Origin of the sequence: Acinetobacter sp. Lyrl_1 (assembly GCF_051948795.1) — a bacterium.
GTDB classification, from domain to species: domain Bacteria; phylum Pseudomonadota; class Gammaproteobacteria; order Pseudomonadales; family Moraxellaceae; genus Acinetobacter; species Acinetobacter towneri.
Window position 1 is genome coordinate 19,769 of the sequence record NZ_JAYJLK010000005.1, and the last position, 14,192, is coordinate 33,960.

Sequence of the window (14,192 nt, forward strand, 5' to 3'; positions counted from 1 at the left end):
ATGATTTCACCCTAAAACAGGTGAGTTTTTCCGTTATTCTTCACTCTCCAAGAATTATTATTACAGATAATTTCAATTAAATTTATCGATTAATCCAATTAATGCTTTGCTTATTATTTCTACTTTTGTTGCAAAAACGAACATATCGACTTGTTATCCATACAGTTTTTAGGTTGACAGCAAAAATTTTATTTGAATATTTTTTAAACACCAAAGTCAATTGGACTTAATTCTTAAATAAAGTCCTTTTAGTTCATTGACTTAATAATTTGTTACACTAAAATGATCAATGTTTCATCCATTTTTAACAAAACTGGTAACTATCATGAAAAAACTCGGTTTAGCCACTGCATTATTATTAGCCATGACCGGTGCTCAAGCGTACCAATTCGAAGTTCAAGGTCAATCTGAATATATCGACAATACAGTAAACGATCAGGACTTTTATGGTGCCCTTCAAGGTACTTACTACTTCAAAAATGTTGATGCGACTAAAGGTCCATTGGCTGAAGCTGCGTTCTTAAACCAAGCATCTAATTTCTCATTAGCATATAACTATGGTGAAGACAAACTACCAGGTAATCGTGACGTTGTGCACGTGTATGGCGCTAAAGCTGAAGCGTATGTTCCAACTAAACTTGTTCCAGCGTATGCAAGTGCATCTTATAGCCATACTATCACAGACAATAAAACTGGCGAACCAAACGACAATGGCGACCGTTATGCCTTAGAACTTGGTGCAGTCGTTGCGCCTAACTTCTTGGTTGCTGTTGGTTATACAAGTGTTGCAGACCAGTATTCTTTAGATGCTTTCAACATTCTTTCTAATGGTGTTGCTAAAGCAGCTCTTGAATCACTTTCAATTGGCGAAGACCCAAACTATGACCAAGATGCAATCACTGCACGTACTAAGTACGTAGGTGCAATTGACGGCACAAACATGGCTGTTGGTTTTGAAGCTGGTCTTGTATATGGTGAAGACACTATGTACAACTTAAAAACTGATCTTTACTTAACACCTGCTCTTAGCGTTGGTGCTTCTTATGCAGAAACTAGTGCTGACTTTGCTATCGACTCTGCTTGGGGTGCAAACGTAAACTACTTCATCACTCCTGCGATTGCAGTAGGTGCAAGCTATGTAAATGCGAATGCAGAAGGTGTAGCTGTTGACACACAAACTGTTGGCTTAAACGCTAAATTCCGTTTCTAATTGAATATTAGACACCGAATATAAAAAAGACGCTCCTCTGAGCGTCTTTTTTAATGCCTGACATATCCCTCACGGAGTATCGATTTAATCCGAAGAATCATCATGGTGATGATGGGGTAAATGACTGATATATTGCAGCGCGATTAAACGTGAAACGATAAGGGCCAAATACATTACCCCACAAAACATTTGTAACATGGCAATCACCCGAGCTTCTGGGCTAACGGGCATTAAATCAGATAAACCTGTTGCAGACTGCAAACTAAAACTCAGAAACAGCAAGTCTAGCCAGCTTTGCATGCCTATAACATTTGGATTCTGAAAACTCTGTGGAATCAATATCTGGCAAATGCTATATAAAAAGGCAAATCCCCAAGCAATTAAAGTAAAGACTGCTGCCGCAGCAAACAACTCATCTTTGGTTAAATAGCGATCATGAAACATATAGCGCAATAAACCATAAGCAGCACTAAAATATGCAGCCGCTTCGCAGGCATGACTCAGTACCAATACCAGCGGATGCCGCACCCCCAATAAAATCAATACTGAAAAAAATAGTGCAGCATATACAAAACTTAGTCCCAGCACACTCAGCATAGGAGTCTGACGAATAACTTTAGCAATCAATAACAAGACCAGTACGCCGACCATCCATGTTATGACTTTATAGGGCATGTTGTGATGTGCAAAAAGTGAGAGCAGCAAAATCACAAATTGTAAGAACAACAGCCATGCCGAAGGTAATATCCGAAAACCTTTCCATACATTTTGTAGTGCTTGCATACGCCTCGGCTGCCTTTTTATTGTTTTGATTTCTAACATAACATGCTGCCAGATCACCGCATGCATGGACTCTGTATCAAAATTGCATATATAAAACCTCTCTATGCTTTAGATGAAATAGCCCTCCTAGATGCTAGATAGATCATCCATGAATTTTTAGCCATAAAAAAAGTCCCATTGCTGGGACTTTTTTGAGGTGTTTCAGACCTTAGTGGTCAGATGCACCAGAGATACCAATACCAGTTTGTGAGCGTACGAACTGTGCATCGAATGCTTTACGTTCAGCTTGTGCTTGCGCAGAGTTGTCAGTGATAGAGAACAACCAGCAGCAGAAGAATGAAAGTGGCATTGCAAAGATCGCAGGACCGTTAAATGGGTTGATTGGTGTGTCAGAAATTTGAAGCGTATCTACCCAAACTGCTTTAGACAATACAATCAAGGTTACTGCTGAAGCTAAGCCTGCTACACCACCAATCACTGCACCGCGAGTCGTTAAGCCTCTCCAGAACATAGACAATACAAGTACTGGGAAGTTTGCACATGCTGCTACAGAGAATGCTAAACCTACCATGAACGCAACGTTTTGTTTCTCGAAAAGAATACCCAAGATCATTGCGAAGATTGCTAAGCCTAAAGTTGCAATTTTAGACATGCGAAGTTCAGATTCAGGAGTCGTTTGACCTTTCTTGAATACGTTAGCATACAAGTCGTGAGAGATTGCTGAAGCACCAGACAATGTCAAACCAGCTACAACTGCAAGAATTGTTGCGAATGCTACCGCTGAAATGAAGCCCATGAACAAGTCACCGCCAACTGCGTCAGACAAGTGCACCGCAGCCATGTTGTTACCACCAACAAGTTCTAACTTGCCAGTAACTGCCATTTTCGCAACATCAAGGAATTGTGGGTTGTTTGATACATAAAGGATCGCACCAAAACCAATGATGAACGTTAATAGGTAGAAGTAACCAATGAAACCTGTAGCAACTACAACTGATTTACGCGCTTCTTTTGCATCTTTTACAGTGAAGAAACGCATCAAGATATGTGGTAAACCTGCAGTACCGAACATTAATGCAAGACCAAGCGAGATTGCATCAATTGGGTTAGAGGCTAACTTACCAGGACCCATAATGTTTGCAGCATCTGCCAAGCTCAAGTCATGTACTTTAGAGAATACTTGGATTGATTGCTCGAACATGTTAGTGAAGCTGAAGCCCACACCTTTCATTACCATGAAGGCCATGAAAGTTGCACCTGAAAGTAACATCACCGCTTTGATGATCTGTACCCAAGTTGTTGCCAACATACCACCGAACATTACGTAAGCCATCATGAGTAGACCCACGATTACTACAGCAAGGTTGTAGTTCAAACCAAAGAGTAGTTTGATTAACTGGCCCGCACCTACCATCTGTGCAATCAGATAGAACGCAACTACAACAAGTGAACTGAATGCTGCAAGGGTACGTACTGGCTTTTCAGCTAGACGGAACGATACCACGTCAGAAAGGTTATATTTACCTAAGTTACGTAAACGCTCAGCAATCAAGAATAATACAATTGGCCAGCCCACCATGAAGCCTAGTGAATATAGCAAGCCATCAAAGCCTGACATAAACACCATTGCGGAAATACCGAGGAACGATGCTGCTGACATATAGTCACCTGCAATCGCTAGACCATTTTGGAAACCAGAAATACCACCGCCTGCGGTATAGAAGTCCTTAGTACTCGTGGTTTGCTTCGCTGCCCATTTAGTAATGAACAAAGTTGCGCCAACGAAAATTAAGAACATAATAATTGCTGGCCAGTTGGTTGGCTGCTGTTCTGCTGCACCTAAATCTGGTCCTGCAAATGCCATACCTGACATTAATACAGTAGACGCAGCCAGTGCTTTCAATGAATTCCATTTCATCTTAGTGCGGTCCTTTCTCATGTGTAATTGCTTCAACTTCACGCATCGCTTCTTCATTCAACTGGTCAAGTTTGCCATTCGCAATTGATGAGTAAACTGCACATAAAATGAAAGATAAAACGATAATGCCCAGACCCAGTGGAATACCCCAAGTCGTCACACCACCTGAAATTGAACTCAATAAGAATTCTTTGTTATAGCCCACTAAAAGCATAAAACCTACGTACACAAACAACATGATTGCTGTTAATGTCCAGCTTAGGTTACTTTTTCTGCGAACCATTTCTTTGAATTTTGGGTTTTGTAGAATACGATCTACTTGTACCTCATCCATAACCTGCTCCTTAAAGCGCCCTGCCTTAGGCGCAAATTTTTAATTCGAATTATTTCGAACTTAAAATTAACAATGTTGAAGCCGATTTGCAATTTAGACTTTGGTCGCTAAAAAAATGATCAACCTCAGCGCAAAGGCAATGGAATAGGCTATCATAGCCCTATTGTCGATACTTTTAAGGCATCATGAACAGCTGGCTCATTATGGGGGTTTTAGCCCTCTATATCGCATTACTTTTTATTTGTGCTTTCTATGGGGAAAAACACGCCAGTCGTTTAAGCACGCGTGGGCGCATGCTCATGTTCAGCTTAACTTTAGGGGTGTATTGTTCATCATGGACTTTTTATGGCGCAACGGGCGCAGCCGTTCGTGAAGGGATCATCTTTTTACCGATTTATTTAGGGCCATTGTTGTTTGTCGCAATTGGTTATGATATTTGGCGACGTTTAGGTCGAGTACGGCAACACCACGCCATTTCATCGATTGCGGACTTTGTCGCTGCGCGTTACGGTAAAAGCGGCCCCTTGGCATCACTGGTCACCATTTTAGCGGTAATAGCAATTATTCCGTATCTGGCCTTGCAGTTACGTGCCATTGCGCTGAGTGCTGCCGTCATTCTCGATCAAAGCACCAATGTGGAAAGTACCACCAATGCGGTGTTGTTCCTGACAGGTTTATTGGCGATTTTAGCCATGCTGTTTGGTACCCGACAAATTGCCAATACAGAGCAGCACGGCGGTTTAATGCTGGCAGTTGCCTTTGAATCGTTTGTGAAACTGTTTGCATTACTCGCAGTAGCATTCTTTTTCGTTTTTGAAGCACCCGGCAATATTCATCAAATTGCCAATGATGTTTCAATCACATTTAATGAGGTCCAGCTATTTGGTGTGCCTGAAACCTTCTGGATACAAACCTTATTGGCGGCATTAGCCATTATTTGTTTGCCACGTCAGTTCCACGTGGCTGTGGTTGAATTGCGTGATGAGAAGCATATTCGGGGTGCACGTCGCTGGTTTGCCGTTTATCTGATTTTAACCACCATCGCTATTGTTCCCATTGCCAGTTGGGCCTTGCACGCAGCGCCACAATATTTAGCCATCCCTGATGTAGCAGTATTGTCTTTACCGCTTAGCTATAACCAAGACTGGCTGACTCTGTTGGCATTCTTGGGCGGTTTCTCAGCGTCTACAGGTATGCTGTTGGTGTCTTCTGTTGCGTTGTCAATCATGTTGAGTAATGACCTGATCATGCCTGCCTTATGGCGCATGGGTATTTTCTCACGCCATGACAAGCGCTTGCCTTTGGTACTGAAATTCACCCGACGCATTTGTATTTTAGCGGTAATGCTACTCGGCTTCCTGTTCTTCAACTTCTTTAACGATATTGATCAACTTTCTGTGTTTGGCTTGTTGGCCTTTAGTGCAGTGGCGCAGTTCTCTCCTGCCCTGATTGGTGGTTTGTATTGGCGCGGTGGCAGTAAACAGGGCGTTTATGCAGGTTTAATTGTTGGTTTTGCGATGTGGGCCTATACCCTGCTGCTTCCGACCATTTTACGCAGCCTGCCAAGTCAGTTCAGCGACTTTACCCGTGAGTTTTTACTGCTTGGGCCTTTGGGCATCAACTGGTTACGCCCTGAAGCCTTGCTTGGCTTTGAATCTTTTGCCCCGCTCACACATGGGGTGGTTTGGGCGCTCGGTTTAAATATTTTGTTATATGTTTGGGTGTCACGTATTTTCCGCCCAAGTGTGGCAGAACAGATTCAGGCCGAAAGTTTCTTTTATTATGAAACCAAGCCTTTGCCAACTCAGAACATGAGCAACGAGGTCAGCTATTCACATCAGGATGTAGCGCGTTTAAAAGTAGGCGATTTAATCACACTGGCAAAACGCATTACAGGCGAATCTCCAACCCGACACGCCTTTGAGCAGTTTAGTCAGCAAAATAATGTGGTGCTGAATGAAAATGCCAATGCCAACGGCATGTGGTGGCGTTTTACCGAACAATATTTGGCAGGCACCATTGGTGCAGCATCTGCGCGTACTTTGCTCACCACTGCCATGGTCAATAACGGACTCGCTTTAGGGCAAGTTGCGAATATTCTTGACCAAGCCTCACAATGGCAACGCTTTAACCAAAACCTAATCATGACCATGATTGACCACATGACCCAAGGCGTGAGTGTGGTAGATGAAAATATGTGTTTGGTAGCATGGAATAATCAATATCTCAAACTATTTGATTATCCTAAAGATATTGTCTATGTCGGGTGCCCAATTGCCGATTTGATTCGCTATAACGCAGAACGTGGTGAATGTGGTCCGGGCTCAATTGAAGAACACGTGCGTAAACGTATTCACTGGATGAAAATGGGCAGTGCACACGAGTTTGAACGCATCCGTAAAGATGGTCGTGTAATTCAAATGCGTGGTAATCCAATTGAAGGCGGTGGTTTCGTGACCACCTTTGCCGATATTACCGCTTTCCGTGAAAACGAAGCCGTACTTGAAGCACGGGTACAAGATCGCACACAACAATTGGCCGATGCTTTGGCAGAACAGCAATTGGCACGTGAACAAGCCGACAAAGCCAATATGTCCAAAAGCCGCTTTATTGCCGCTGCCAGTCATGACTTATTACAGCCAATGCATGCAGCGCGCTTATTCAGTACGGCTTTAGAGCAAAGTATTCAGTCCGATGAAGACCGTAAAACCCTGCAACAACTGGATCGTGCCCTGCATGGTGCAGAAAGTATGCTCTCGGCCTTGTTGGATATTGCCCGTTTGGAAGGCGGTACGATTCAGCCGAAACGTCAGGCTTATCCACTGCATGACTTACTCAGCGATTTAAGCCTGCAATTTAAATCCATTGCGGCACAACGTGGCATTGAATTCCGTGTGCATGACGTACAGTTCTGGATTGATACCGACCCACAATGGATTCGTCGTATTATTCAAAACTTTGTCAGCAATGCGCTGCGCTATACCGCCAAAGGGCGTGTGGTCGTGGGCGTGTTACGTTCTGCAGAACATCCACAACATATTCGAATTGGGGTGTGGGATACCGGTCCGGGTATTGCCGAAGAACAACGTATTAAACTGTTTCAGGAATTTGAGCGTTGCGGACATACGTCGCCTTGGGGTGAGCAAGGTCTAGGTCTTGGGTTAGCGATTGTGCAGCGTATGACCAGTTTGCTGAACTACCCTGTGCATGTCTATTCGGAATTGGGCAAAGGCTCGTGCTTTATGATTGAAGTGCCGATTGTCGAAGCTCCAAAAGTAGTGGCTGCACCTGTGCAAGTGGTGCCGTTGAAAACCAAAGCCTATAAAATTTTGTGTTTAGACAATGATGAAACCATTTTGGAAGGCATGGCGACCCTGCTGAGTAAATGGGGCTATCACGTATTTAAAGCCACCGAACCTGAACAAGCAATTGAGTTGATTCAACGTGAGCACATTCAAGTTTGGTTGGTCGATCAGCACTTAAATGACGATAAAATCGGTTTAGATTTTATTCTGGAACATCGTCAAGCCGATGTACCTGTGGCGTTAATTACTGCTGACTCTGATCCAGAACTACCGCAACGCTTAAAAGAACTCAACATCGTCTTGCTGAAAAAACCATTAAAACCAGCATCGCTACGTTCTTGGTTATCGGGTCTGAAAATTTCGGAGACTTGATTCACATACCTAACTTTGGCTAATTTGGGGCGCTCATCCCACAGAGATAAAGCTGAGATGAACGCACCGACCTTGTTACATTTTCTGGTTTGGTTACATTTGTTAGTCTGATGACCAAGCTTCACTTTACATAGCGAAATATGGCTACAATGAAAATCCAACACATTTGCTGTCAATATTGACAGCGATTGACCTGATGCAGCACACCAATTGACCAAACTTTTCAAAAACACTGCCTTTTGATGCGCTACAATTCACATTAAATATCATGGTCAGATTCGCTATGGCAAAGTCTGACAAGATCGTAAGCAAATACACCCAAACTTGCTTACAATTTCTTTAATTGCCGAGTTTGTAAAGGCTTTTCTGAGCACATTGCAATACATTAGACTTTAGTCTTATACATCTATTGACTATCTGCGCGCATAACTAAGTACAAGAAATGATCAGCGCATTCATCTTCAAGCCACATCCAAACAAATTTCCTGCCCTATTAAGCGTTGATCGACCTGTTTTCACGTTTTAGGAAGAATCTCATGAATACCGTGAACCATGAACAGCAGCTCACAGAACAAACACAGCAGCTACAGCGTCAATATGGCGTAAATGCGCTATTGCCCGAAATTCACTGGGATCGTCTGTTTCAAAACAGCAAACTCAAAGCTCCTCATCTACAAGCGCTGAATACCCTGTATCAAACCGCAGTACCCTTAGCCCTACAAGTCTTTGAAGAACTCAATTTTGATGTGTTTCGCCCTGCGGCGTATCAACCACAAGGTTTAGGTCTGTTCAACAAACTTTCAGCACAGGAGGAGCAATTACTGGATGTTTTGGAACAAGAAGCGCAAGGCTTAGATCAAAGCACCCGCCAGCATATTTGGAGTATGTTATTACGTGGTGGTGCGGTACTGGTCTTTAAAGCATGGTTAGGCAAAGTCAAAACAGATGAGGCACAAGTCGATACAGCTCAATTTGATGAATTGTCCGATTTGCTGTTCATTAAAACCTCACCTTTTGAGCTGGCAGAACGCTTAAAAGTCGATGCGCATGCACCCACTGAACATATTTTTCTACTGTATGGCAATGACGTGTATTTAGACCGTTTTAACAGTCTTGAAACGGCAGCCTTATTTGTCGATTTAGGCGTGTACGATGCTGCGTTTATAAGCCTGAGAGATGACCACGTTGCAAAATACCTGATTGGACAAGGCTATGTCAGTGAGCAGCAAATTGATGAATTGCAATGTGCCTTAAATCCTTTGAATTGTGCCGATTTAAATCCAAAACAGAACTATATTGCTTAGTGTGAGTTGAAGACTTAAATTCCAAGTAATCACATCGCAAACCCCATCCTATTCCAAATAAAAACAAGGCGTGCAATAACACGCCTTGTGGCTTATTTCATTAACAATACACGAATGAATTTTGCTTAAAACGTCACACGTTTATAATCACGATATTCAGGCTTCCAGAAATTAGCCTCAATTGCCTCTCGTAATGCCTCATCACTCATGACAGCTGCAACGCCTGCATCCATTGCTGCTTTTGCGACTCTAAATGCAATAAATTTAGACACCTGCTGAATTTCATTTAAATCAGGCAATAAATCTGCATTTGGATCCTGCAACAATGGTGAGCAGTCCGCCAGCGCATTACTGGATGCAATTAACATACTGTCTGTCACACGTGTTGCCCCTGCAGCGATTACCCCTAAGCCAATACCTGGGAAAATATACGAGTTATTGCATTGGGAAATATTATAAAGTTTGCCCTGATAGTTCACTGGCTCAAATGGGCTACCTGTTGCAATTAAGGCCTTGCCTTCAGTCCACTCCAAAATATCGGCAGGAAATGCTTCAACTTGTGAGGTTGGGTTTGACAATGGCAATACAATTGGACGCTCGCAATTGGCAGCCAAGGTTTTAATCACCTCTTCAGTAAATAAACCCGGTTGCCCCGAAACCCCAATCAATACCGTTGGCTTGGCGTTTTGAATGACGTCCAACAGAGAAATCACACCTTCAGGATTGCCCCAATGTGCAACACGGTCAGGACTTTGTGCCAATTTACGTTGGAAATCGAGCAAGTTTGGCTGATTGCTGGTGAATAAGCCAAAACGATCCACCATATACACACGAGCACGTGCTTCAGCATCGCTTAAGCCTTCCACCACCATTTGCGCCACAATTTGCTCGGCAATACCACATCCTGCAGAACCCGCGCCCAAAAAGGCAATGGTTTGATCTTTCAGCTGCTTGCCTGCCGCACGTGATGCAGCAATTAAACTGCCCACAGATACAGCAGCAGTGCCCTGAATATCATCATTAAAACAGCAAATCTGATCACGATATTTATTCAGCAAGGGCATGGCATTTTTCTGAGCAAAATCTTCAAACTGAATCAATGCCTTTGGCCAACGGCGTTTCACCGCATCAATCACCTGATCGACAAATTGATAGTATTCCTCACCACTAATACGTGGCTGATTCCAGCCCATATAGATCGGATCATTCAGTAATTGTGGGTTATTGGTGCCTACATCTAAGGTAATGGGTAAGGTATAGGCAGGACTAATACCGCCACATGCTGTATATAAAGACAGTTTTCCAATTGGAATACCCATGCCGCCAATGCCCTGATCACCCAAGCCTAAAATACGCTCACCATCGGTAATCACAATCACTTTGACATTCTTTTTATTGATGTTTTGTACAATATCATCAATATGGGCACGGTCTGGATAGGAAATAAAAATACCCCGATGACGGCGGTAAATATCGGAAAAACGCTGACATGCCTCGCCTACAGTTGGGGTGTAAATAATAGGCATCATTTCACTCAAATGCTGTTCAATCAGGTGATAAAACAGGGTTTCATTGGTGTCCTGAATGTTGCGCAAATAAATATGCTTGTTGATGGCATCGCTAAAAGCAGAATATTGCTGATACGAACGCTGGCTTTGTTCTTCAATATTTTCAATTGCATGTGGAATTAAGCCATGCAAGTTAAAACGGGTGCGTTCTTCTTCTGAAAATGCAGAACCTTTATTTAATAAAGGCAATTCTAAAAGGCCGTTGCCCGCATAGGGAATATATAAAGGACGTTTCTGCTGCAAATTTGCGGTTGTCATTGTTCATCTCATTCTAATCGGTTGCTGATGGCGCATGGATTGAGATGCACCATCTGACATCTGACTAGCTTAGCCCGAATTGCAGCAAATAGGGCATTTAGAAGTTTGATAACCAAATCTGAATGATTTTTATTTCTGATAGCCCATGTTATATAGGCATCGAACCTAATTTATTTGGGTGGTTGCAGTGGCGTCATATCTACAATTAAGCCAGTGAACTTACGCACCAAAGGCAGCACACATAATACGACTGGAAAAGCAAACGCCCAAGAAATCATCCAGTTATGCAACCACAGGGTAAAAAATCCCTCAATCCAGCCCAAATTTCGGATCATATTAATCAACGAAATGATGCCACTCATCAAACATGATAAAAAGAAAGGCATTACCACCGTGGCCCATTTCATGGGTAATTTGGGTACATTGCCAAAAATCATTGCACGTTGTTTCATGCTCCAGCCTTTTCGCCTCACTGAATGCCGCATACTATGCCATGAATTGCTTGCTTAAAGGATGATTTTTCAGGCAATTTGTTCATGCTTAGCTACAATCTCTGAAATTCGATAAAGCATACAATTGCACTCCCCTAAAGCCCCTGAAATTTGCTATATTTAGCGTTTTTCTGCACATCTATTTTTCGACTAAATATGAATACGGCAATACAAGCAGCGCTCGATCATGCAGTGCAATCCCTTCAAGCTGAAGGTGTACTCCCATCTGACTGGAACAATACGAGTAATTTAACCCGTACCAAAGACCGCAGCCACGGTGATTTCGCATCAAATATTGCCATGATTGCCTCTAAAGCCGCAGGCATGAAGCCACGCGATTTAGCCGAAAAAATTCTTGCTGCTCTGCCTGAAGTTGCAGACATCAGCAAAGCAGAGATTGCAGGCCCTGGTTTTATTAACTTCTTTTTAAATGCCGACCAGCGTTTTAGTGTTTTAGATCAAATTCAAGCACAAAAACAACAATTTGGACGCAGCCAAATCAATGCAGAAAAACGCATTCAGGTCGAGTTCGTTTCTGCTAACCCAACCTCAAGCCTACACGTGGGTCATGGTCGTGGTGCTGCTTATGGTATGACAGTTGCCAACTTACTTGAAGCCACAGGTGCTAAAGTTGACCGTGAATACTATGTCAATGATGCTGGCCGTCAAATGGATATTTTGGCGACTTCAACTTACTTGCGTTATTTGGAACTGGCAGGTCAAACGCTGGTGTTCCCCAAAAATGCGTATCAGGGTGACTACGTTAAAGACATCGCACAAAGCATTTTAAAACAGGATGGTGAACGCCATGTACGCCCTGTTGCAGATGTATATAACAATGTGCCTGAAGATGTGCAATATGCGGCAGAACTCGATGCCGATGGCAACAAAGTGGTCTTGTCGGGCGACAAAGAAAAACACATTGATGGTTTGATTTTCAATTCACAAACGCTCTTGGGTGATGATTATCGCGTGTTCCATCAGGCTGCGCTGAATGCTATTTTGGCCGACATTAAAGATGACTTGGGCGAGTTTGGTGTCACCTTTAACCAATGGTTTAGCGAAGCGTCATTGACTGAAAAAATTGATGAAGCCCTGCAAACACTAGATCAACGTGGTTATCTATACGAACAAGACGGCAATATCTGGTTTAAATCGACCGCATTTGGCGATGAAAAAGACCGTGTGGTGAAACGTCGTAATGGTCAAACCACTTACTTTGCTTCAGACATTGCTTATCACCTGAATAAATTACAACGTGGCTACACAGACCTAATTGATATTTGGGGTTCAGATCACCACGGTTATATTTCACGTGTGAAAGCGGCCATTGATGCACTAGGCTACGACTCGAAAAAATTAACGGTACTATTAGTGCAGTTCGTGAGCTTATGGCGTGGCGGTGAAATGGTACAAATGTCATCCCGTTCAGGTCAGTACGTAACCTTGCGTGATTTGCGTAAAGAAGTCGGTAACGATGCGGCGCGTTTCTATTATGTCATGCGCAAATCTGAACAGCACATTGACTTTGACCTAGATTTAGCCGTTTCACAAAGTAAAGACAATGCGGTCTACTATATTCAATATGCACATGCACGTATTTGTCGTATGCTCGAAAAAGCTGCTGCTACGCAATTGAATTTTGATGCGACGACTGCACGTCAGTTTGCCGCTAAACTTGAGCTAGATGCTGAAACTGAAATTTTAGCCAAACTGGCTGCTTATCCTGAAATTTTAGTACGTGCTGCCAACAGCCACGAACCGCATCAGGTAGGTAACTATTTGAAAGAATTAGCAGCATTGTTCCACGGTTGGTACAATGAGCATAAAGTGCTGAATGATGATGCAGCCTTGACTCAAGCACGCTTATTGCTTTCAGTAAACGTACAACAAGTCTTGCGTAATGGTTTAGAATTATTAGGTGTCTCTGCACCAGAAACAATGTAAAAGCCCAATAAAAGCATAACAAGAGGAAGTCCACGTGTTTGGAAAAACGCAACGCGGTGTATCTGAACGACCGAATAAGCCCAAAAAACCACTAATTCCAACGTGGTTAGGCACACTCGTGGTGATTTTAATCGTGTTGTGTTTTGCTGTAGCCTTAATGCTATGGAAACCGTGGGCACCTGTACAGCCTAAAGGGCAAATCAATTCTGAGCATTATCAGGAAGATACCAACAAAGACTATCGTTTTTATGATTTGCTGCCACAGCAACAGGTTACCCCAATTCCTGAGCAAGCGGTGCCTGAAACACAGCAACAGAATACCGTAGTCATTGTTGAAGCGCCTGCTGCTGTAGAGGCGCCAGCGGCCAGCGAAGCCAATGTTGGTCTGACAGAAATGCCTGCCCCTGTGGTACAAGCCAGCTATATTCTACAAGTGCGTAGCTATACCGACCCAGATGCTGCAGATGCACGTCGTGCCGAAATTATTTTGAATGGTTTATCGGCAGATGTGGTGAAAAGTGTAGAAGCTGGTGAAACTTGGTATCGGGTGATTTCAGGCCCTTATGATTCAGCCGATGCTGCAGTGATTGCTCAGCAAACTTTACAGCATAGCGGCATTGATTCAATTGTCGTGAAACGCTAAGCCTAGTTACTATCAATCGACCAAAATCAATTAAAAAAAGATGCCTCGGCATCTTTTTT

The 14,192-nt window shown here is 43.1% G+C and carries 10 protein-coding genes; 5 read left to right on the forward strand and 5 right to left on the reverse strand.

What is annotated here, in order from left to right; genetic code table 11:
* The first annotated feature begins 289 nt into the window (after positions 1-289).
* On the forward strand, positions 290-1,210 hold the full coding sequence (gene omp33-36, locus VF675_RS03320) for a porin Omp33-36 (protein WP_440204765.1): 921 nt from the start codon (positions 290-292) through the stop codon (positions 1,208-1,210).
* 84 nt (positions 1,211-1,294) lie between these two features.
* Here the strand turns inward: omp33-36 and VF675_RS03325 are convergent, their stop codons facing one another.
* The 3 genes from VF675_RS03325 to VF675_RS03335 all read right to left on the reverse strand — a co-directional run bounded on the left by VF675_RS03325 (position 1,295) and on the right by VF675_RS03335 (position 4,245).
* Complete coding sequence (locus tag VF675_RS03325; protein ID WP_168542612.1) at positions 1,295-1,993, reverse strand: ion channel; 699 nt, start codon at positions 1,991-1,993, stop codon at positions 1,295-1,297.
* Between the two features lie 208 nt (positions 1,994-2,201).
* Positions 2,202-3,911, reverse strand: a complete 1,710-nt coding sequence (locus tag VF675_RS03330; protein ID WP_168418953.1) for a cation acetate symporter — start codon at positions 3,909-3,911, stop codon at positions 2,202-2,204.
* A gap of 1 nt (position 3,912) precedes the next feature.
* On the reverse strand, positions 3,913-4,245 hold the full coding sequence (locus VF675_RS03335) for a DUF485 domain-containing protein (protein ID WP_096902224.1): 333 nt from the start codon (positions 4,243-4,245) through the stop codon (positions 3,913-3,915).
* A 185-nt stretch (positions 4,246-4,430) separates the two neighbouring features.
* On the opposite strand from VF675_RS03335, the gene VF675_RS03340 reads away from it, so the two are divergent.
* Together VF675_RS03340 and VF675_RS03345 are read left to right on the forward strand one after the other, a co-directional pair.
* The gene (locus VF675_RS03340) at positions 4,431-7,922 is read left to right on the forward strand and encodes a PAS domain-containing hybrid sensor histidine kinase/response regulator (RefSeq protein ID WP_440204766.1); all 3,492 of its coding nucleotides are present in this window, start codon (positions 4,431-4,433) and stop codon (positions 7,920-7,922) included.
* A gap of 536 nt (positions 7,923-8,458) precedes the next feature.
* Entirely contained in the window at positions 8,459-9,226 is a 768-nt protein-coding gene (locus tag VF675_RS03345) for a hypothetical protein (RefSeq protein WP_440204767.1), read from the forward strand.
* Positions 9,227-9,351: 125 nt separating this feature from the next.
* On the opposite strand, the gene VF675_RS03350 is transcribed toward VF675_RS03345, so the two are convergent.
* Entirely contained in the window at positions 9,352-11,052 is a 1,701-nt protein-coding gene (locus tag VF675_RS03350; protein WP_004970216.1) for an NAD-dependent malic enzyme, read from the reverse strand.
* A 170-nt stretch (positions 11,053-11,222) separates the two neighbouring features.
* Entirely contained in the window at positions 11,223-11,504 is a 282-nt protein-coding gene (locus VF675_RS03355) for a DUF2798 domain-containing protein (protein WP_004970219.1), read from the reverse strand.
* A 195-nt stretch (positions 11,505-11,699) separates the two neighbouring features.
* On the opposite strand from VF675_RS03355, the gene argS reads away from it, so the two are divergent.
* Complete coding sequence (gene argS, locus VF675_RS03360; protein WP_286429419.1) at positions 11,700-13,490, forward strand: arginine--tRNA ligase; 1,791 nt, start codon at positions 11,700-11,702, stop codon at positions 13,488-13,490.
* A 34-nt stretch (positions 13,491-13,524) separates the two neighbouring features.
* Positions 13,525-14,133 (forward strand): SPOR domain-containing protein, encoded by a 609-nt coding sequence (locus VF675_RS03365; RefSeq protein WP_104852865.1) that lies wholly within the window; start codon positions 13,525-13,527, stop codon positions 14,131-14,133.
* Positions 14,134-14,192: the final 59 nt, after the last annotated feature.